General features: G+C 49.3%; 16 protein-coding genes. 6 read left to right on the forward strand and 10 right to left on the reverse strand.

Annotated features, from left to right (window positions below):
- Nucleotides 1-18: 18 nt before the first annotated feature.
- The 5 genes from J2Y43_RS03575 to J2Y43_RS03595 form a co-directional block, all read right to left on the reverse strand.
- A complete protein-coding gene (locus J2Y43_RS03575; RefSeq protein ID WP_310330802.1) occupies nt 19-2,475 on the reverse strand; it encodes an ABC transporter permease in 2,457 nt (818 codons plus the stop codon).
- Between the two features lie 192 nt (nt 2,476-2,667).
- The gene (locus J2Y43_RS03580) at nt 2,668-2,970 is read right to left on the reverse strand and encodes a DUF433 domain-containing protein (RefSeq protein WP_309981226.1); all 303 of its coding nucleotides are present in this window, start codon (nt 2,968-2,970) and stop codon (nt 2,668-2,670) included.
- Between the two features lie 55 nt (nt 2,971-3,025).
- On the reverse strand, nt 3,026-5,407 hold the full coding sequence (locus J2Y43_RS03585) for an ABC transporter permease (protein ID WP_309981225.1): 2,382 nt from the start codon (nt 5,405-5,407) through the stop codon (nt 3,026-3,028).
- A gap of 100 nt (nt 5,408-5,507) precedes the next feature.
- Nucleotides 5,508-7,892 (reverse strand): ABC transporter permease, encoded by a 2,385-nt coding sequence (locus J2Y43_RS03590; RefSeq protein WP_309981224.1) that lies wholly within the window; start codon nt 7,890-7,892, stop codon nt 5,508-5,510.
- A gap of 118 nt (nt 7,893-8,010) precedes the next feature.
- Nucleotides 8,011-10,371, reverse strand: a complete 2,361-nt coding sequence (locus J2Y43_RS03595; RefSeq protein WP_309981223.1) for an ABC transporter permease — start codon at nt 10,369-10,371, stop codon at nt 8,011-8,013.
- 82 nt (nt 10,372-10,453) lie between these two features.
- Between J2Y43_RS03595 and J2Y43_RS03600 the strand changes: the two genes are divergently transcribed.
- On the forward strand, nt 10,454-10,681 hold the full coding sequence (locus J2Y43_RS03600) for a hypothetical protein (protein ID WP_309981222.1): 228 nt from the start codon (nt 10,454-10,456) through the stop codon (nt 10,679-10,681).
- Entirely contained in the window at nt 10,659-11,087 is a 429-nt protein-coding gene (locus J2Y43_RS03605) for a PIN domain-containing protein (protein WP_309981221.1), read from the forward strand. The genes J2Y43_RS03600 and J2Y43_RS03605 overlap by 23 nt, the downstream gene beginning before the upstream one ends.
- A gap of 1 nt (nt 11,088) precedes the next feature.
- On the opposite strand, the gene J2Y43_RS03610 is transcribed toward J2Y43_RS03605, so the two are convergent.
- The 3 genes from J2Y43_RS03610 to J2Y43_RS03620 all read right to left on the reverse strand — a co-directional run bounded on the left by J2Y43_RS03610 (nt 11,089) and on the right by J2Y43_RS03620 (nt 14,994).
- The gene (locus J2Y43_RS03610; RefSeq protein WP_309981220.1) at nt 11,089-13,521 is read right to left on the reverse strand and encodes an ABC transporter permease; all 2,433 of its coding nucleotides are present in this window, start codon (nt 13,519-13,521) and stop codon (nt 11,089-11,091) included.
- Nucleotides 13,522-13,533: 12 nt separating this feature from the next.
- Nucleotides 13,534-14,181 (reverse strand): hypothetical protein, encoded by a 648-nt coding sequence (locus J2Y43_RS03615; RefSeq protein WP_309981219.1) that lies wholly within the window; start codon nt 14,179-14,181, stop codon nt 13,534-13,536.
- Nucleotides 14,182-14,316: 135 nt separating this feature from the next.
- A complete protein-coding gene (locus J2Y43_RS03620) occupies nt 14,317-14,994 on the reverse strand; it encodes an ABC transporter ATP-binding protein (RefSeq protein ID WP_015814280.1) in 678 nt (225 codons plus the stop codon).
- A gap of 86 nt (nt 14,995-15,080) precedes the next feature.
- On the opposite strand from J2Y43_RS03620, the gene J2Y43_RS03625 reads away from it, so the two are divergent.
- A complete protein-coding gene (locus tag J2Y43_RS03625; protein ID WP_309981218.1) occupies nt 15,081-15,440 on the forward strand; it encodes a four helix bundle protein in 360 nt (119 codons plus the stop codon).
- A 59-nt stretch (nt 15,441-15,499) separates the two neighbouring features.
- On the opposite strand, the gene J2Y43_RS03630 is transcribed toward J2Y43_RS03625, so the two are convergent.
- Nucleotides 15,500-16,747 (reverse strand): efflux RND transporter periplasmic adaptor subunit, encoded by a 1,248-nt coding sequence (locus J2Y43_RS03630; RefSeq protein ID WP_309981217.1) that lies wholly within the window; start codon nt 16,745-16,747, stop codon nt 15,500-15,502.
- Between the two features lie 374 nt (nt 16,748-17,121).
- Between J2Y43_RS03630 and J2Y43_RS03635 the strand changes: the two genes are divergently transcribed.
- A complete protein-coding gene (locus tag J2Y43_RS03635) occupies nt 17,122-18,492 on the forward strand; it encodes a sigma-54 dependent transcriptional regulator (protein ID WP_309981216.1) in 1,371 nt (456 codons plus the stop codon).
- A 93-nt stretch (nt 18,493-18,585) separates the two neighbouring features.
- A complete protein-coding gene (locus J2Y43_RS03640; protein ID WP_309981215.1) occupies nt 18,586-20,532 on the forward strand; it encodes a beta-L-arabinofuranosidase domain-containing protein in 1,947 nt (648 codons plus the stop codon).
- Nucleotides 20,533-20,718: 186 nt separating this feature from the next.
- Here J2Y43_RS03640 and J2Y43_RS03645 read toward each other — a convergent pair whose 3' ends face one another.
- Complete coding sequence (locus tag J2Y43_RS03645; RefSeq protein ID WP_309981214.1) at nt 20,719-21,639, reverse strand: LEA type 2 family protein; 921 nt, start codon at nt 21,637-21,639, stop codon at nt 20,719-20,721.
- A gap of 217 nt (nt 21,640-21,856) precedes the next feature.
- Between J2Y43_RS03645 and J2Y43_RS03650 the strand changes: the two genes are divergently transcribed.
- Complete coding sequence (locus J2Y43_RS03650) at nt 21,857-22,399, forward strand: ferritin-like domain-containing protein (RefSeq protein WP_309981213.1); 543 nt, start codon at nt 21,857-21,859, stop codon at nt 22,397-22,399.

The raw sequence follows: 22,399 nt of genomic DNA on the forward strand, positions 1-22,399 counted from the left end.
CATCTTCCCTTTTCTCCTTTACTCTGTCTTCAACGATTTCACTGGATTCGTTACGGCTGCTTTGATGGCCTGGGTACTCACGGTGAGCAATGCGATGATTACCGCCAGCGCCCCGGCCCCGGCAAACATCCACCATTGCAGGCTGATCTTATAGGCAAAATCGTCCAGCCAGCGGTTCATGAGGTACCAGGTAAGCGGGGTGGCTATCACGATGGAAACGACTACGAGTTTCACAAAATCACCTGAGAGCAGCCCTACAATGTTTGTCACCGAAGCACCCAGCACTTTCCGCACACCTATTTCCTTGATGCGCTGCTGGGCGGCGAATGCGGCCAAACCGAACAACCCCAGACAGGAAATCAGGATCGAAATGATGGTAAATGCATTCACCAGCCTCGAAGTACGGGCGTCGGCTGCGTAATTTTTCTGAAAATCCTCATCAAGGAATGTGTACGCGAAAGGCTCATCGGGCACGAGCGATTTCCATTTGCTTTCTATAAATGGGATTGCTGATGCCGCATCCTTGCCTGCGATATGAGCAATCAGGTAATTGTAGCTTGGATCCATATTCAGGAAAAAAGCATACGGCTCAATAACCTTGTGCAAATCCTGAAAATGGAAGTCTTTCACCACGCCAACCACCTCCACCGCACCCGGCGTATCTCCGCCGTTATTGAACAGAAACTTCTGTCCTACGGCTTTGTTCAACGGCACATTGAATTTGCGGAGCGTGGCCTCATTGACCACTATTTTATAATTTGTATCCGCCGGAAATTCCTTCGAAAACATACGGCCCACAACCGGCTTGAAACCCATCGTTTCCATGAAATCCGGCGCGACCCAGTTCGTTTTAATCAGATTATCATCATTCACGGTTTGCCCCGGCAGATAAACCGACATGTCACTGGGATTGAGAATACCCGGATAATAGGCAGTTCCCGAGGCAGCCGTAATCCTGCTGTCCTGCAAAAGTTCATTTTTCAATGCCGTATATGCCTGCCTTGCTTCCTGGCTCCGGAACGGGATTACAATCTGCTGGTCCTTGTTGAAACCGAGCGGCTGATCCTTCATAAACCGGATCTGCCCCTGAATAACGATCGTAGCTACTACCAGCCCGATCGAAATCACAAACTGGAACACCACCAGCCCCCGGCGCAGCGTAGTGGCCGATACCGAGTTCACAAACCGGCCCTTAATCACATCCAGCGGGTTAAATACCGACAAATAGAATGCCGGATAGCTTCCCGCCAGCAAACCGGTGATCAATGCGAGCAGTACAAACCCGCCGACAATTTTCGGTTGCAGGAGTTCATGCAAGTCCAGCGACTTGTCGGCAAGCTGGTTGAAGAATGGTAGCAGCAACACCACCAGCGCCATGGCAACCACCAGGCCAAGGAACGTCAGCACCATCGACTCGCCCAGGAACTGGCCGACCAGGCTACCCTTGTTTGCGCCCATCACTTTGCGCATCCCTACCTCAGCCGCCCGTTTCGCAGAGCGCGCTGTGGCCAGGTTCATGAAGTTGATACAGGCGATCAGCAATGTAAATACCGCGATACTTGCCAGAACGTACAGATAAGTTGAACTCGTGGTGGAAGATACAATGCGGTCGATCTGGCTGAAAAGGTGTATATCCCGGACGGGCAACAGCACCAGTTTTTTATCATATCCCGCAATTTTGAGGTCTTTCCGCGCATACTTGTCGATAAATGCAGGCAATTTCGCCTCGAACGCCGCACCATCGGTACCCGGCCTGAGGCGCAGGTAATGGTAAAACATGTTGTTGTTTGTGAAATTGAGGTCGGGCTGCCGCAGGTAATCGCCTATCCAACCCACTTTAAATGTCACAAAGTAATGCGCATCGATATGGGAGCGGGCACTTTCGTCGCGGAACACGCCCGTTACTTTGAAATTCTCGTTATGGCCTGTCTTGCCACCCACTTTCACGGTACGATTCAACGCGGGTTCGTTACCGAAAAGCTTTTGAGCAAGAATATCGGAAAGTACAATGGAATGCGGGTCAACCAACGCTGTGCGCTGATCTCCTTCCAGGAATTGGTAGGTAAAAACGTCAAAAAACGTCGAATCGACGTGTGTTCCTTTCGTTTCGTAGAATGAGAGCGGGCCCTTTCCCGGCTGTTTCACCGTCAGTAATGCCTTATCTTCCAGGAAATTCTGCCAGAGGCGCGTGACCTGTACCACTTCCGGGTATTCGGCTTTCAGCGCTTGTGCGTAAGGTGCCGGTGCGCGCGGGTTGTCCATTTTCTCCCCGTTCGGCTGCACATTCTCGGAGCGAACCAGGTACAAATCGTTGACATGCTCCTGATGCTTATCGAACGAAACCTCGCTCAGAATATACAGCAGCAGGAGCATGCAACAGGTCATCCCGACCGACAGGCCGAAGACATTGATAACGGAGAACATCTTGTTTTTCAAGACGTTCCTCCAAGCAATTTTCAAATAGTTCTGGATCATGGCTAGGTCATTGGATTGCATTCCGGTTCTTTTGGAATGAAGAATTGTGCCAATCACTCAACAAGCAAATAATTATCTAAAAATCAATAGATTATATACAACATTAAACAACAAAGGTGTCCGAAAGTGGACACCTTTGTTCAGTATTGGACTTAGTTGTTTCGCCGCAAAAAATTCTCTCAAATACCTAGCCTACCATTTATTTACTTCAAGGACTACGTCTTCATGGGTATAATAATTTCCGGATTTAACACGAGCCACAGCTGCGTCCAATTCAGAATTGTACTTTTCTATTTCATCAGCACGCCAGGCCGCATAGGCTAGCGCTTCACTGATATCTTGTGTTTCAAGATATGGATAGAAAGCAACAACGTCATCGAAGCTTTTACCGGACGCAATAAGCCCCACAATTGCTCCAACCGTTACCCTCATTCCTCTGATGCAGGGCTTCCCGCCCATGACATTGGGATCGAAAGTGATTCTATTCAGTTCCATAAACCATTCTTTCTTAAAGTTAAGAAATATCATCAAAACAGATATCTTCAACTCCCTACTCACTCCTCAAACTCTTCACCGGATCTGCCAGTGCGGCCTTAATACCCTGAAATCCAACCGTCAGTATGGTAAGAAGCAATGCCGCGAGGGCGACAAGCACAAAAATATACCAGGGCAGGTCGACATGGTATTCAAAACTCGCCAGGTACTTAATCACAAAAGTGTATGCCAGGGGCAGTCCTACCAGCATGGCAACGACCAGCAGAATGATAAAATCACGGGAAAGCAGCATGGCAATCCCCTGAACGCTCGCGCCGAGCACCTTGCGGATGCCTATTTCCTTCGTGCGCTTGCTCGCGGCAAGTGATATGAGGCCAAAAATACCTGCCAGGGCAATGACAATTGCCAGTAGCGTCACAAAATTGACCATTTTCCAGATCCCATCGAGGTCGTTGTACTGGCGCCCGAGTTCTTCCTGCATATAGAAAAACTTGAACGGGCGTTTGGACGGGATTTTCTTCATGTCCGTTTCAAGGCCGGCCAGAACGCCCTTTGCTTGTGAAATATCGGTGAACTTCAATGAAAGGTAGCTATTCAGGCTGGGAGGGCCATCGTACCAATGCAGCAATGGCTCGATACGCTCCTTCAATGGGCCATAATTGAAGTCCTTCATCACACCTACCACCGTATAAACCTCCGCATTGTTACCCTGGCGGAGCCGTTTCCCTACTGCCGTCGTCCAGCCGAAAGCCTTACGTGCGGCCTCGTTGATCACCACGGGATGCTGTTCGCCGTTTCTATCAAGTTCTTCGGAGAAATCTCTTCCTTCCACCATCCGGATATCGTAGGTGGCTGTGTAGTTGGTACTCGTACCCACGTGGCGCAGCCGGATGTTTTTCCGATCCTCGCCCTCGGGCGTATACACATTATAGTTGTTCCAGTAGCGCGTCGGTACAATGCCTGAAACAGCGATACTTTCGATCTTCGAATTTTGTTTCAATCCATTCAAAATAGGCACAAACTGCTGCACGGCTGCATTCTCATCCTTGTATTGCAAGTCCGACGACACCACGACCACCTTTTCTCCCCTGAAACCCGTATCGGCCTGCCGCATGAAATTGATCTGCCACCGAACAGCAATCGCTCCTACTACCAGCACAATGGCAATCACCAATTGTACGATGATCAGCGTTCCCTGCATCCAGCTTTTCGATCCGGGTTTGCCCGACAGTTTCCCCTTCAATGTGTCCCGCAAATCGAGCTTATTGAGGTAAGCCGCAGGGATGGTTCCGGCTACGAACGCAATGATGCCGATAATGCCGATCAAAGTGAGGAAAGTAGCCGAATCCTGCTGCCAGTTTACCACCAGCTGCATTCTACCTTCCCTGAATTCATTGAATTGAGGCACCAGATACAATATGCCAAAGACCACGGCAATCAGCAACGAACCTGCCAGTACCAATGCCGATTCGGTCCAGAACTGCCCCAGCATCTGCCCTAGCGTAGAACCGGTAACCTTTCTCACTGCTACTTCCTTTGCGCGCGTAAACGACATAGCGGTGTTCAGGTTCACCATATTTATACTGATAATCAGCACAATAAAAACAGCAATGGTGATGGCGCCGTAAATCATCCAACGGAAGCCAGGATTTTGATAATGAATGTATTCTTCCAACGGCGCTATGTGGATTTTCCGCTTCTGCCCGTCCGCATGAAAATGGGTTTTCGCAAAGGCCGGGAACTTCGCTTCGAGTTTACCGGGATCCGTACCTTTCCGTAATTTGAGGTAAACGGTGGCGAAGGTGTTGTACCAATCTGCATTCGACGCAAAACCCTTATTGTCTTCGAGATTTGAAACAGGGAGCAACACTTCAAACTGAATAGACGAATTCGCCGGAACCGGTTCGAGCACGCCCGTTATCGTAAAAGTCATGGTGTCCTCCACCGTCACGGTTTCGCCCACCGGGTTAACGTTCCCGAACAACGCCTCCGCAGCCTGGTCGCTTAGCACAATGGACTGTTTCCGCTTCAATGCTGTCGCTGCATTACCGTATTTCAATTTGAAGGAGAAAACATCAAAAAAAGTACTATCGACATACTTTGTTTGCCGTTGCAGGTCCTTACCATGGTGATTCAGCCATACGTCATTCCAGCCCTGTACATGCGTACCGGTTTCAATTTCCGGGAAGGTCTTAACCATCTGTTCCAGAATCGGGTATACCGTCTGATTATACCGCCCCGAAACGTCGGCCGTTTGTACAAAATAAATCTGATCGTTGCCCTTGTGGAAGGTATCGAAGGTAATGCCCCTCTGGATAAAAAGAAGCAGCACGCCAGCGCTCGCCAACCCCAGCGAAAGCCCCAGCACATTGATCGCCGTAAACAGCCGGTTCTTCCACAGCGAGCGAAATGCGATTTTGAAGTAGTTTTTTAGCATGGTTGAAAAGGAGAAAAGGGAGGAAAGGAGGAAAGGGAGGAAGGGATGAAGGGGAGAAAAGGAAAAATCCATCCCTTCCTCCATCTTTTCCCTTACTCCCTTACTCCGTTCTAAGTGACTTCACCGGATTCAGCATAGCCGCCCGGATGCTCTGGTAACTTACCGTCAGAACGGCAATGGCGACCGCCAGCACCGCCGCCCAGGCGAAATAGGTCCACGACATCGGGATGCGGTAAGGAAAATCCTGCAACCACAAATTGGCTCCGTAGTACGAAATCGGGAGTGCGATGACGATGGAAATGACGACGAGCTTCACAAAATCCATTGAAAGCAGCGCCGTAATGCTCGCTACCGACGCGCCCAGTACCTTACGGATGCCGATTTCTTTCACGCGTGTCTCGGCATTGAAAGTCGCCAGCCCGAACAGGCCGATACAGGAAACGAAAATCGACAACACAGCCGCGAAAGTGATCATCTGCTTCCATTTAGCCTCGGATTCGTAGCGTTTAAGGTTTGCCTCGTCTTCAAATTTGTATTCGAAAGGCAGGTTCTTGATATGGCTTCTGAAAATTTTCTCAATCGCTTTGATCGTCGCCGGGGTATCCTTACTATCCAATTTCGCAATAATGGTACCAATGCGATAGTTCGGATCCTGGGTCAATACCAATGGCGCGATGGTGTCTTTCAACGATGCATAATGGTAATCGCGGATCACGCCGATAATCTTCATCTTCTTGTTCTTCCATTCGAAGTTCACCTCCTGCCCGATCGGATTTTTAAGCCCCGCGCGCTTCACAAATGCCTCATTGACCACAATCGCTTCCTCCGGATCGGTAGAAAAGCTTTTGGAGAAATTCCGGCCTTTCAGTACGGGAATCTGCAATGTGCTCAGGAAATCGTCGCTCACACCAATGTAGCCGAATCCGATCTCGCGGTTGTCTATTTTCGCAATTGTTCCATTATAATTTCCATTAAACGCCGCCACCGACGCAATGCCCGAGGTGCCTTTCAACTCATTCTGAACAACCTCCATAACTTCCTTACCCGGCCCGCCGCGGCCCAGGCTGAAACTCACCAGATTTTCGTCGTTGTAACCCAGGTCCTTGTTGGTCAGGTATTTGAATTGAGAATAAATCACGATAGTACCGATAACGAGGCACACCGATAATGCAAATTGAAAAACGACGAGCCCTTTGGTCAGGTAATTTTTCTGTGTCAGCTTGGTGCGGTTGTAAAGCGTCTGCACCGGACTGAAACCGGAGAGTACCAATGCAGGATACATGCCCGCAACCAGGCCGGTTATGAAAAACAATGCCACGTAACCCGATACAAGCCCGCTATCCAGCAAATACGAAAGCGCAAGCTGCTTGTTGGCCAGTTCATTGAAAACGGGCAACACGAATTGCGTGAGTACAATAGCCAGCGCAAATGCCAGAAAGGAGAGCAAAAACGATTCGCCCAGAAACTGATATACCAACTGTTTCCGTAACCCGCCCACCACTTTCCGTACCCCGATCTCCTTCGCGCGGTTGAGCGAACGTGCCACGGTGAGGTTCACAAAATTGATGCAGGCGATCAGCAGGATAAAAATCGCAATCCCCGACAAGATATAAGAATAAATGGGGCTGCTGCCGTGATCGAGGCCGTTGCGCAGGTCGCCGTTATTGCTCTGCAAATGCATATCCAGGAAGGGCATCAGATCGAAGGTAACCTGATTCCTGATATCCCTACCCTGACCAGCCTCCGCGGTGATTTTGCTCTTGGAGACCTGATTCATTTTACGCACTACTGCATGATAATCAGCCTTTTCATGTAGCAATACAAATGTATTCATGTAAAAACCCATCCATTCGCTGTCGGTCCAGCCCTTTGCTTCCTGATATGCAAAAGGCAGCACGGCATCAAACTGGATCGATGAGTTCTCCGGACAACGCTTCGCCACGCCGGACACGACAAAGGGCTCAAATTCATCCCCGACTTTCAGCTGCATCGTCTGCCCCACCGCATTTTTTGTCCCAAAATACTTTTCAGCCAGGTCTTCGCTCAAAACGATAGAATGAATATCCGACAGCACCTTTTTGGGATCTCCGGAAAGCAGCGGCATCGAAAAAACCGAGAAGAATGGAGCGTCGGCAAACAGCACGTCCTCCTTCAATACCTCATTACCCTTTTTAATCACAAAAGAATTGGTCTGCGCCCGGATGATCTCCTTTACATCGGGAATATCCTGCTTGAAAGTAGGCCCGTGAATGGCATTGGTACTTCCGAATGTGCGGGTTTCATGCTCGTCCTTGCTCGTAACCATCACACGGTACAACTGGTCCTTGTTCGCCTGAAAGCGATCAAAACTCACTTCGTCTTTCGTGTACAGCACAATGAGCATGCAGCAGGTTAGCCCCAGCGACAGGCCGGCGATGTTGATCACCGAGAAAACCTTGTTCCTCGTGAGATTTCGGATGGCGATTTTGAAGTAATTTTTTAGCATGGCTTAATTGTAGGGAGTAAAGGGAGGAAAGGGAGTAGGAAGGAAGGAGAAAGTGGGAGAAAGAAAAATTATAAGGAAGATTACATCCTTCCCTTTCCTCCTTGCTCCCTTTCCTCCATCATTCAGATTTCAACGACTTCACCGGGTTCATCAGCGCTGCTTTAATCGCCTGGAAGCTGACAGTAAACAGCGCGATCATCAATGCGGCCACACCTGCGACGGCAAAATACCACCATTCCATTTCAATGCGGAAGGCGTACTTTTCAAGCCAGCCCGTCAGGAAGTACCAGGCGACAGGGAATGCGATCACCGCCGCAATGCCCACCAGTTTCAGAAAGTCGGCCGAGAGCATTCCTACCAAGTTCGAAACACTGGCGCCCAGCACTTTCCGAACTCCGATTTCCTTCGTTCGCTGCTCCGCAGTAAATGCGGCCAGACCGAACAAGCCCAGGCATGATATAAAAATGGCCAGGAATGCAAAGTAGTTGGAGAGCTTGCCGACGACCATTTCGGCTTTATACAGATTTCCAAATTCCTCGTCTGCAAAATGGTATTTGAAAGGCATACCGGAGTTATACCGCCGGAAAACCCTTTCCAGGCTTTCGAGGGCTTGCTTCGTCTTGCCCGCTTCCGCGCGCACCATACCTACGCCCCAGGCTTCTTTTTTGGGTTGAAGGTTAATGATCAAAGGTTCGATCGCCACGTGCAGAGAGCCAATGTGGAAATCTTTCATCAAGCCGATAATCTTGCCTTTTTTGCCCCACATCGTCAGTTCCTTACCCACCGGATCTTTATAACCGATTTTCTTCGCGGCAGCTTCATTTACCAGGTAATTGGAAGTATCCGTCCCGAATGCAGGGCTGAAATCGCGCCCGTCCAGGAGCTTGATCCCCATTGTTTCAATGAAATCAAAACCAACCGGGTTTACGTTGAAAAGCAGCTGCTTAGTGGTGTCCTTCCCGGGCCAGGATACGCCCATGGTAGAGCTCCCGTATGCAAGCGGGTTCGCCTGCGACCGCGCCACCGACTTGATGCCCCGCTCCGCTTCGAGTGCCTGCTTGAATGCATCGAAGTTGGTACTCATCGTATTTTCAATATCAGGAATGTAAAGCAGGTTTTCCTGACTAAAACCGAGGTTTTTATGCTGTATAAAATCAATCTGCCGGTAGATGACGATCATCGAGAGGATCAGCAGGATCGACAATCCGAACTGAAACACGACCAGTCCCTGCCGGAAATAAGTAGCATTAGGCTTGAACTTCAATGCGCCTTTCAAAATCGTAACCGGGTTCAGCGACGACATAAACAATGCAGGATAACTGCCGGCGACCAGGCCCGTTATTAACGTCAGCGCCAACAGCAAGAGCAGGAAAGCCGGATCCAGAAAATCGAGGGAAAGCTGCTTTTCAGTCAGCGAATTGAAGCCCGGCAGCAATGCCAGCACAATGGCTATCGCAACCACCAGTGCAAGCAGCGTAATGAGGATGGATTCGCCCATAAACTGCCCGATCAGACTCGTTTTATAAGCGCCTACCACCTTCCGCAAACCAACTTCTTTCGCGCGTTTCACCGAGCGCGCGGTAGCGAGGTTCATGAAATTGATGCAGGCGATAATCAGGATAAATATCGCCACGACGGTAAACATCCGCACGTAGTCGATGCGCCCGCCGTTCTGCTTGCCTGCTTCCCAGTTTGAATAGAGGTATGACTTCCCGTAATTGATCAGGAAAAGGTCGACGTTGCTGTCCTTGTTTTTGGTCTTGACATAATCCTTGATTTTCGCATTGACCTTGTCGATATCCGCATTTTTGGCCAGCAATACCGCACAGCGCGGGCCATTGTTGCCCCATTCCTTCGACCACGGTGCGCCTTTCTGCCACCGGTCGTAGCTCATCATGAAATCGAATTTCATAGACGAATAGCGTGGGATCTCTTCCAGCACGCCGGTAACCACTACATCGTCCTTATTATCCACGCGCATGGCCTTTCCGATCGGGTCCTGCCCCTTGAAATACTTGTCGGCCAGCTTTTGGGAAATTACAATACCATCGGGACGCTTCAATGCTGTGCGGGCATCGCCTTGTTTCAGTTTAAATGAGAACATCGTCAGGAAATCTCCCTGTACGTAACGGCCCTTTTCGTTGTCGTACACATTACCCACTTTCAAAACCGGTGATTGCTCCCAGAGTACCTGACTGGCTTTTTCAATCTCCGGAATGTCTTTCACGATATTCTCCGCCAGAATCCCAGGCGTAGCCGCGAAAGTGTTGATCTCCCCTGAATAATGCTGATTTTCCATGACCGAGTAAAGCCGCGCATCATGCTCATGGAAGCGGTCCATTTTCACTTCGTCCTGCACCCACAACATGATCAGCAAACTGCAAGCCATCCCCAGCGCCAGCCCGAGGATGTTAATCGAACTGAACATCTTGTTTTTCAACAAATTCCGCCAGGCGATTTTCAGATAATTTTTAAACATACCGTTTGTTCATTGGTGATGGAATAAATAGGATGTGCAATATGTTATTGGATATATTTGATTGTCTGTAAAAGCTAATGCTATGGAACCAGTCAGAAAAATTATCGTCCCGACAACCGACTCATACATGCTGAACCTGCCAAAGGAGATGGTAGGAAAGCAAATCGAGGTAACCGCTGTTGAAGTTAGCCCCACAAATCCGACTGATATTGACACCAGAATGCAAAAACTCAACGATTCCCTATCCAAATTGAAAGTAGACCTTACTAACTGGAAGTTCGATAGGAATGAAGCAAACAATTACGACTGATAAAATAGCTGTTGATACTAATATCCTTGTTTATCTCCATGAGGCCACACCGACGTTTAAATGCGAGGTCTCTCACAGCATAGTTCGGAATTTCCCAATTCTATCGAGTCAGGTACTTTCCGAATATATCAATGTACTAAACCGGTTGCTCCGAGCGCCTAAATTACATCTCATCGATCATTGTCTGACACTTACCGAAGGTTGTACTGTGATCGGCATGGACCATCAGCTCATTGTCAAAGCACGCGAACTCGTAGTCACCTATGACTTCCAAGTTTTTGATAGCATCATCGTTGCATCAGCATTGCAGGCCGGATGTAATATCCTTTATTCAGAAGATTTTCAACATTACATGATTGTTGAAAATCAGTTAACAATCATCAACCCCTACCTCGAATTTCAATAACTCATTCCGACTTCAACGACTTCACCGGGTTCATCAGTGCGGCTTTGATGCTTTGGAAACTGACCGTAAGCAATGCGATCACAATGGCCAGCAAGCCAGCTGCGGCGAACATCCACCAGGCCAGATCAACGTGGTAGGCGAAATCGCTTAGCCAGTGGTTCATACCAAACCAGGCGATCGGACTGCCGATCAGAATGGCTATCACGATCAGCTTTATAAATTCTTTGGATAGCAGGGCCACGATGTTGACCACACTCGCGCCGAGTACTTTACGGACGCCAATTTCTTTCGTGCGGCGCTCGGCCGTGAATGCTGACAGACCGAATAGTCCGAGGCAACCAATAATGATGGATATCGTGGCAAAGGTGATAAATATCTCCCCTACCCGCTGTTCGCTGCGATAGACATTGTCGAAATCCTGGTCCATAAACTTGTAGTTGAAAGGCTGACCGGGCGCCATTTTCTTCCAGAGCGCCTCTACTTGCTCCACAGTGCGGGGTGCGTCGCCGCCCTTCATGCGAAATACCACCGAACCCGAACTTTTATAGAGAATCAAACTCAATGCACCAATGTTTCTCCGCAATGATTCGAAGTGGAAGTTTTTCACCACGCCGATGATCGTATAGTCGACGCGTTTCGTTAGTGCCGCGTCTTCATAACCGAATATCTTCTTGCCAATGGGGTCCGCGTAGCCCAGCACTTTCGCCGCCGCCTCGTTGATGACGATTCCCGTGGAGTCGGACGGGAACGCTTCTTCGAAAGCACGCCCACTTGCCATTTGAAGCTCCATCGTTTTCACAAAATCATAATCCACGGCCCATTTCTGCATATTAATGCCTTTATCCTGCTGCATTTCCCCAACCGGGAAAAAAGTATGGTCGGTACGCGAAGAAGGTGTAGGTAGGAAGCTGGTAACTGTTGCGCTTTCGACGTTCGGAAGCTGCAAAACCTGCTCTTTGAATGCTTTCACTTGGTTGTCCAACGCATATGCGTCGTTCACAATCAGCATCTGATCCTTATTAAAGCCCAGTTTCTTGGTTTGAATGTAGTTGAGCTGCCGGTAAATGACACCCGTGCCGACGATCAGCATCACCGAAATCACAAATTGGAATACCACCAATGCATTGCGTAGGTAACCACTTCCTCTGCCTTCCAGCTCGATCGTATTTTTCAGGACTTTTAATGGCTGAAATGCCGACAGGAAAAATGCCGGATAACTTCCGGCCAACACGCCGACAATGCCGCCCGTCAGCAGCAGTACCGACCAAAACCATACATTCGTGATGGGGAACTGGATTTGCTTGCTTGCCAGATTGTTGAACAACGGCAATGCGAGATAAGCGATCAGGATCGCGAGTACCAGCGACAGGAAGCTCAGCATCACCGACTCGGTCAGGAACTGGCTCACCAGTGATGAGCGTTCCGACCCCAATGCTTTGCGCACTCCTACCTCCTTCGCCCGATTTGCTGAACGCGCCGTGGCGAGGTTCATGAAGTTGACGCAGGCGATGGAAAGCAGGAAAATAGCTACCACTCCAAAAATGTACACGTACTGGATATTGCCATTGGCATTAATCTCAGCCGTACGGTCCGAATGCAAATGAATATTCCTAAGCGGTATTAGTGTATAAACGAGGTAATTGCCCGTTTTCCGGACTTCATCCAGCGTCGATCCCAGAAAACTCTTGATCCATTTAGAAGTATATTTCTGCAAAACAGTTTCAAAATTCGCTTCAAACTGCTTCGCGTCGACGCCCTCACGAAAAAGGATGTAGGTATTGAAATTATGACTGCCCCAGGCATTTTGTCTGCTTTCCTCGGTCGAGCTCATAGAAAGCAGCATATTCACGTCTCGCATGTGCGACTGCGCAGGAATGTCGCGCATGACACCGGTAACCGTATACGTTGCGTTATTATCCACCACCAACGCCTTGCCCATCGGGTTGGCATCTCCGAAGTATTTCCGGGCATCCGTTTCCGAGATCACTACCGTCTGCGGATTGCGCAATGCGGTATTCGGGTCGCCTTGCAACATGGGAACCGAGAATACCTTGAAGAATGTCGAATCGGCGTAGTATACATGGTCTTCTTTCAGATTATCGGTCGCATCGGCACGACGCACAAGCTGGCTGCCGTTTTCGCGCAGGCGTACCACCTGCTCTATCTGCGGGTAATCCTTTTTTAATGTAAATGCCAGGGGATCGGGCGCTACCGCGAGCGCCATGTCGGCACCGCCGAAACGGATATCTGCATTGATCCGGTAAATACGGTCCGCGTTCGCGAATGTGCTGTCGTAACTCAACTCGTCCACCACATAAAGCGTAATGAGCAGGCAACTTGCCAGCCCAAGCGACAAACCGAATATGTTCAGAAACGTGTAAAACTTGTGTTTACGCAGATTCCGCCAGGCAATTTTCAGATAGTTTTTCAGCATTATTTCAAGCTTTTACATTTCCATGCCGTTTCCCGGCAGGCCCATTTCACTTTCAAAATTTTGAATGATCCGCTGCCGTTCTTTCTCCGATTTCTCGGCGGCATTCACAGTCTTTTCGTAGATATACTCGTCGCCATCCTTCATGAACCGGTACTTGATAAACATCTCACCGGTTTCGGAATTGTAGCGCACGTGTTTGGAGAAGTCTTTCGGATACTTCGAAGCAGGTTCTTTGATAAATCCTTTCCCCGAAGACACCATTTCGGCATTTACCTCATTGGAAGAGAATGCCATCGTCTCAGGCTCATCTGCTGATGCCTCTGCGGCGGGAGCAACCGGCGGTACAAGCGGCTTGGGTTTGCGCTGACGCGCCGCCACGGCCACCGATTCCTTGCAAACGCCTTTTGGCGCAGGCAATTCCAGATTTCCCTCGGCTATCGAAGACAACACCTTGTCGCGCAGCGCCTCACGGTCCTCCTGGCTCATGCCTTCCACATCAAACGTTTTGTCGATATCAACTTCTTTGCCGTCCAGCGTTCCGGACACTTTAATCGATAGCTTTTTGCCGTCGTCATCAATGCTTCTGCTCAGGTAAGCCTTTTTCTGGGCAATGGCCAGCGTACTCACGCCGGCCAACAGGATGGTTAGGATTTTTCTCATGGTTAGATTTGGCATATTGTTCAAACTAGCTTTGGCACCACGCGGGAGCCCCACACTGCATTCCAGGAGGCGCTCGCCCCCGCATCAAATGTTCCTGCTATAAAGCCGCGCTAGTCGTCAATAGCCGGAGGAATTCTAAACATGTATTTTCTCTGTCACGATCTTACCGTCGAACAGGTTCACGACACGGTGTGCGAAACCGGCATCGTAAGGCGAGTGCGTAACCATCAGGATCGTGGTTCCGGCGGCATTCAGCTGACTTAGCAGGTTCATTACCTCTTCACCATTCTTAGAGTCGAGGTTACCTGTCGGCTCATCGGCCAGGATTGTCTTGGGGGTCGCAACTACGGCGCGGGCAATGGCGGTACGCTGCTGCTGACCACCCGATAACTGCTGGGGGAAGTGGTTGCGACGGTGCATCATGTTCATACGGGTGAGTGCCGCCTCTACTTTCTCCTTGCGTTCTGCCGGAGGGGTTTTAAGATATAGCAACGGCAGCTCCACGTTTTCATAAACCGTCAGCTCGTCGATCAGGTTAAAGCTCTGGAACACGAAACCGATGTTACCCTTGCGGATCTGCGCACGCTGGCGTTCCGACATTTTGGCGACCTCCGTGCCGTAAAACTCGTAGGAACCTTCGCTTGGATTATCGAGCAATCCCAGAATGTTCAGCAAGGTCGATTTCCCGCAACCGGAAGGGCCCATGATGGCTACAAACTCGCCATCCTTAATTTCCAGGTCGATGCCGTTGAGGGCAGTTGTCTCTACTTCTTCCGTAGAAAACACCTTGTGCATGTTGTTAATCTTGATCATTTGTTTTAAAGGCTTGGAGGAAAGGGAGGAAGGAGGAAGGGGAAAATGGTTATTATTGCCCTTATCTTTCATCAATCCTACTAGTTATGTCAAAAGTTGAAAAATTCGAAGATTTAAAGGTTTGGCAGGATGGGATCAACTTATCCATCCATGTTTATCAAACGCTTGGCGCCTGCCGCGATTTTAGTCTCAAAGATCAGATGTGCCGCGCTGCCGTGTCGGTTCCGTCTAACATTGCTGAGGGTTTCGAGCGTCATTCAAATAAAGAGTTTATACGTTTCTTAAGAATTGCAAAAGGATCTTCGGGTGAACTAAGAAGCCAAATTTACATCGCCATAGGAACGGGCTTGATAACCGAGGAAAAAGGAACAGAACTAATCTCTAAGAGCCGCCTCTTATCTGCGATGATCCAAAACCTGATCAAAACAAGAGAAACAAACTTCTAACCTCACCTACCATTCACTCACCGTTCCTCCCCTTCCTCCATCCTCCCATTCCTCCCTAACTAAAATTCTAACACTTCATTATCTCCAAAGTTCTCATACGAGCTGGTAATCACCTTCTCACCGGGCTGCAAGCCTTCAAGAACTTCGAAATATTCAGGATTTTTGCGGCCTAATGTGATCTTGCGTTTCGCGGCGCGCTTGCCACCATCTGCCACCACATACACCCAGTTTCCGCCTGTTTCGGAGAAGAAACCACCTACCGGCAGCAATGTTGCCTGCGAAGGCTGGCCAAGTTGCAAGCGGATCGGTGCCGATTGTCCTCTTTTCACCATTTCCGGTGCGCCGTTGTCGAACTTCATATCTACTTCGAAACGCCCGCTCAGGATCTCCGGGTATATTTTGATAATCTTCAAACCGTAGTCTTTTCCGTTGAACTCCATAGAGCCCGTCAGCCCGACAAAAATCCGCGACAAATAGTGCTCATCCACGCTGACACGCATTTTGAAACCATTCAAATCGTCGATCTGACCGATATTCTGACCCTGACTGATGTTAGAACCAACTTCAATGTTCATGGACGACAACAGACCCGATACCGGTGCTTTCACCACGAGGTTGTCTAGCGTCTGGCGCCACAGGCTTACGTTTTTCTGTGTGCTCGCCAAGGTACCTTCCAATTGCGTAATCTGCATTTTGGCGTTTTCTTCCTGGTATTTCTGCGATTCGATCTCGATTTCGCGCTGTCTTACCAGTTTTTCGTAATCCCGTTTCGTTTTCAGGTAATCGGCCTCGGGAATCACTTTGTCTTTATAAAGCTTCACGTTACGCTCATGTGCGTCTTTCGCCTGGTCGAGCTGGAAATCGAGATCGCTTAATGTCTTTTGGAGTGTAAAACGTGCCACTTTCAAATTCTGACGCGTATTTTGAAGATCGTTTACCAATCGGCTTGCTTCTGTTTCCGATTGAAGGAAGCTCAGTTTCAGGTTCTGGTTCTCGAGGCGAAGCAGTACGTCGCCCTGTTTCACCATATTACCGCCTTCAATGAGTTTTTCTGTTACATAACCACCTACGATCGCATCAAGCTGGATGGTTTTAAGGGGTTGAACAACCCCGGTCACGACGATAAACTCGTCGAATTTACCTTTCTGGACCGTCGATATCGTCAGCTTGTCCTGCTCTACATTCAGCTTGCTTCTCTTGTCGGCAAAAATGAATTGGTAAATCAGGAACGCTGCCAGTAGTACGCTACCGCCGATGATGCTGATACGTTTGGTATTCCAGAATTTCTTGGGTTTTACTCGGTCCATTGTTGATCCTCCGGAAAATCCGTTACTGGTGCTTGTCGAGTTAGGTGTCTTAACTTCCATTATATGCTAGTGATTGAGTTCGCTTTTGTATTTGGCTTTACTAATCCAATCACTATGCCAAAGAAGGCTACGCTATCTAATGCATTGAAAATCAATATAATTTAAATTCAGAACTTGGTTAATATTGTTCGTTATCGGACAAATTTGTTCGGGCGCGGACAAGCCTTTCAAGCTGCCTTTTTAAGGTAAAATAGCGACATTTTAGCTTGTTAGGAAATAATATTTCAAATTGCGTCCTTATCTTGACAAACAATTCCGTTAAGTCCCTATCCGGCAGTGTTAACCCGCCCTGCGCACCACAAGAAATAACAGCCATGCTACTATCAGAAGCCAAAATCCTGATTATCGACGACGACGTTGATGTCCTTAGCGCCGCCAAACTTTTACTGAAACGGCACGCCAAAGCGGTCGACATTGAGAAGAATCCCCAAAAACTGCCATTCCTCGTTACCAACGGAGATTATAACCTGATCCTGCTCGACATGAACTTCACCCGCGACGTGAACAGCGGACGCGAAGGTTTCCATTGGCTCGACCGCATCCTCGACATCAACCCCGCCGCGAAAGTGATCATGATCACCGCTTACGGCGACATTGAAATGGCGATCCGTGCGATCAAATCCGGTGCGATTGATTTTGTGTTGAAACCCTGGGAAAACGATAAGCTCCTGGCGACAATCAGCACAGCGCTGGAAGGCGGCAAGGATAAAGTAGTGCCGGTAGCAGAAGAAAAAAGCAAAGACGATAATAAGAAGAACAATAAAGCCACAACCGACACGATTGTGGCCACCAGCGATAGCATGCGGCAGGTGCTGGTTACGGCGGAGCGTGTGGCGTCGACCGATGCCAATGTGATCATCCTCGGCGAAAACGGAACGGGTAAAACGCAGCTCGCCAAACACGTCCACCAGCATTCCAAACGGGCCGACAAGCCATTCGTGGCCGTCGACCTGGGTGCGATCAGCGAAACACTTTTCGAAAGTGAGCTGTTCGGGCACGTGAAGGGCGCATTCACGGATGCGAAAGAAGACCGGGCCGGCCGTTTCGAAGAAGCCAAAGGCGGTACGATTTTCCTCGACGAGATCGGTAACCTCACATTACCATTGCAAGCCAAGCTGCTCACCGTCATCCAGGAACGCAAAGTAACCCGCGTTGGCTCGAACAAGCCCATTGCACTCGACGTGCGCCTCATTTGCGCGACCAATATGAATATCGAAAAGATGGTGACGGAGAAAACCTTCCGCCAGGATTTGCTCTACCGGATCAACACCATCGAACTCGAACTGCCGCCCTTGCGCGACAGGCCCGAGGATATCAGTGCGCTGGCGGACTATTATCTCAAACAATACGCCAAAAAGTATAACCGCCCCGTCAACGACATCAGCAATGCATTGGTGAAGAAAATGCAGCAGTACAACTGGCCGGGTAACATCCGTGAGTTGCAACATGCCGTGGAGCGTGCGGTGATCCTTTCGCAGGAAAAAACCTTGCAGCCTGATGATCTTTTCCTCAAAAGTTCGGCCGGGCAGCCTGCCACTGCCACTGGTTTCGACCTCGAAGACATGGAAAAAACGATGATCATCAAAGCATTGAAACGCTTCAACGGAAACATCACCGACGCCGCCCGTGAGCTGGGACTCAGCCGCGCAGCGCTTTACCGGAGGATGGAGAAATACGGTTTATAATCCGTTTCAAACCGCGCGGAAGGACAATTTTGGCATGTTTTTTGGGTTTAATTTCTATACAAAGCTCAACTGCGTTCCAATTTTGTACTTCCGATGACGAAATCACTTTCCATATTTATCCTTACTTTTTTCTCTCATTTCGCATTTGCCCAAACCGGCGGGATCAAGCCGGTGCCGCTTAAAAACGTTAAAACAACGCAAGGCTTCTGGCACGATCGCGTGGAATTGGCGCGGGCTGTAACCGTTCCTCATGCATTGCACCAATGCGAAGAAAGCGGCCGGTTCGATAACTTCGCGGTAGCTGGCGGATTGAAAAAAGGGGTATTCCAAGGGGCAAGATTCGATGATTCCGATGTGTTTAAAGTCGTAGAAGGCGCTTCTTATGTACTTCAAAATCAATACGATCCTAAACTGGACCATTATCTCGACTCGCTGATCACACTTTTCGCCGCCGCGCAGGAACCCGACGGTTACCTGTACACAATCCGCACCATTAACAAGGACACTACCGGCTCTTACGACTGGATTGCCGGACCTTATCGCTATTCATTCGAGAATGGGAGCCACGAGTTGTACAATGTCGGGCATTTGTACGAAGCCGCCGTGGCGCATTACGAAGCGACGGGCAAAAAGACTTTGCTGAATGTAGCCATCAAGAATGCAGACCATTTGGTCAAAACCATTGGGCCTAAACCCGGGCAAATGGTGGTAGTACCGGGACATGAGGAAACCGAGCTCGCATTGATCCGCCTTTACCGTGTCACCGGCAAAAAGGAATACCTCGATCTTTCGAAATTCTTCATCGACATGCGCGGCCGCTCCGACAAGCGCACGCTCTTCCTCGACGAGCACAAGCTCGGCCCCGCCTATTTCCAGGACCAGGTACCCTTCGTGCGCCAACGCGAGGCGGTCGGGCACGCCGTGCGCGCACAGTACCTGTACACAGGCGTAGCCGATCTGCTCACCCTCCGCCCCGATCCCAAAGATGAAACGGCCGTGAACGCGATCTGGAATGACGCCACTTACAAAAAACAATACATTACCGGCGGAATGGGCGCCCGGGAAGACGGCGAAGCCTTCGATAAGCCCTACATTTTACCCAACGACAACGCCTACGCCGAAACCTGTGCCGCCATCGCCAATATGCTTTGGAACCACAAAATGTACCTGCTCACCGGTGAGGCCAAATATATGGATGTTTTTGAGCGAGTGCTCTACAATGGTTTCCTGGGCGGCATTGGTGTGAAAGGCAATACTTTCTTTTACGTAAATCCAATGTCGTCCGACGGCAAAAACGATTTCAACAAAGGCTCCGGCGCGGTGCGGCACGAGTGGTTCGGTACCGCGTGCTGCCCTACCAATGTCTCGCGCTTCCTGCCTTCCATGCCTGCGTACATGTACGCTACGCAGGGTAATGCATTAGTGATCAACCTATTTGGTGACACAAAAGCAAATATTGCACTGCCCAACACGCAGATTCAGGTCACGCAACAGACGCAATATCCCTGGCAAGGCAACATCCGCATTCAAGTCGATCCTGAGAAAAGCGGGGCATTCCCGCTGCACATTCGCATTCCCGGTTGGGCCAACGGGCAGGCCATCCCGGGCGATTTATATAGTTATGAAGACAAGCTCGCCAAACCTGTAAGCCTCACTATTAATGGCAAAAAAGCGGAAACTGCTATTGAGAACGGCTATTTGAAGTTAAATCGGACCTGGAAAAAAGGCGACGTTATCGAACTCATACTGGATATGCCCGTGCGTAAGGTAATTGCCAATGAAAAACTGAAATCCAACCAGGGAAAAGTTGCAATCGAGCGCGGGCCGGTGCTCTACTGCGCGGAAGGACATGATAATGGAGGAAAAGCGCTGGCGATCAAAATATCCGGAACACAGGAATTCACCCCGACTTACCAGAAGGAAATGCTGGGCGGTATTAACGTGCTGAAATCCAAAGAACAAAACATCACGCTAATCCCCTATTACGCCTGGGCCAACCGCGGCGCGAATGAAATGACGATCTGGTTTGGGAGGGAGTAGTTTGACGGTCGGCGGCCGACCGCTGACGGCCGACCGCGGACCATAGACCATGGACCATGGACCATGTGTCATGGACGTTAGCTATTATTTGACAGGTAGCCTCTTTTCCAAAAACCACATGGTCGGCGGTCTATGGTCGGGCCGACAGGCCCCATCGTCGGCGGTCGGCGGTCGACCGTCAAAACCTCACTCCTTCCTTTCCAGGTTCCGTTGAAACGCCTCCACATCCTTCAACTCGCCATCCATTACCAGGTTCATATCGCTATTATTCAGCACCTCGCTTTCGGATTTGATTTTACTTTTGAAATAGAATGTGAAAGGCAACTCTTTCCCTTTCCCGATTATCTGCGCTCCTGCCTTTATTACTTTACCTAAACTTACTTCAAGCGGGATTTCATAAATATCCTTGCTTTTCGCTTTCACCTTCGTAATGCCCGTTACAGCACCTTCCGCGAAGCGTTTTTGCTTGCCTAAATCCATGGCATATTTCGGATTCTGGAATTCCAGCGAGAACGGGTTCAGGTTGGTAACCTCAACTTTTACCACAATATCCGACTCTTTCAAACCGAGCTTTTTGAAATCATAACCCGCCATTTTAATCATCGGCAGCCGGTAGAGCGGCAATCGCTTGTCCATTTCGAGAACGAGGGAGTCTTTTCCCAAAAATGATTTTTCAAAATGCAGGATCGTTTTGAAATGGTAATCGGCACTGTCGTTGCCTTTCGCAGCTTCTTCGTCGCCTTCCACGCGCAGGTTGCGGATTTTCACTTTGGCGGGTAATGTGAGCAGCGAGCTGTCGGCGGCCTTCACTTCAAGCGGCTTGTTATAATGGTCCTCGACGATCGTACTGCCATTCATTTTCACCACATAATTGATATTTTTTAAATGCATACCCACCGGCAGCGGGTTATTGACGAGCGTTTTGAGTTCCATTTTAATGGTGCTGTCGGTAACGTCGCTGATGCGCGCGATACTCATTTCCACGTGCGGTTTAAGGCCGGTAACGGCATCGGGCTTGCTCTTTTTGAAAAAATACCAAACAGCGAACGCGACGCCGACGAGCAGAAGAACGATGATGACTGATTTAAATGGCTTCCGTTTTTTCATGGTGTCGATTGATTGATGCCCGACTATTTCAAAAAGCATTCCTGCCGCTTTTGTGCCCGCGCCACACGTATATGTGTAGGAATCTCTTCAAGCACCATCCAAAATTTCCGGACAAACGCGATTTTCGTTTTGGTATGGATTTTTAAAAACGATGCGACAAATCGATGGCGATTGCCACGAATCTCAACAATACCACGACCATTAAAACTTAGTAATCATGAAAGCGACAAAAGGCAAAACAGCGAGCAAGCAAATCACCGAAACGGACAGTGCAAAACTAAAAGAACTGTTTGTAGATGGCCTTAAAGACATTTACTGGGCAGAAAAAAACCTTGCAAAAGCATTAACAAAAATGTCGAAAAACGCGACTTCAGAGGAACTGAAAGCGGCTTTCGAACAACATACCACCGAAACCGAAGAGCACGCTAAAGTGGTAGAGCAGGTATTCGAAATGATCGGCGAAAAGGCGCAGGCCAAAAAATGCGCAGCCATGGAAGGGCTCATCGAAGAGGCTAACGAAATCCTCGAAAGCACCGACAAAGGTACCATGGTACGCGACTGCGGGCTCATTATGGCCGCTCAGAAAGTGGAGCATTACGAAATCGCTTCATACGGCACACTGCGCAACATCGCGCGCACGCTCGGCCACAGCGACGTCGCAGATCTATTGCAACAAACGCTTGACCAGGAAGGTGAAACCGACCATAAGCTCACCGAACTGGCAGAGGCCTATGTGAACGAGGAAGCAAGTGTAGAGTAG

It is taken from the genome of Dyadobacter sp. BE31 (assembly GCF_031457695.1).
Taxonomy (GTDB): Bacteria; Bacteroidota; Bacteroidia; order Cytophagales; family Spirosomataceae; genus Dyadobacter.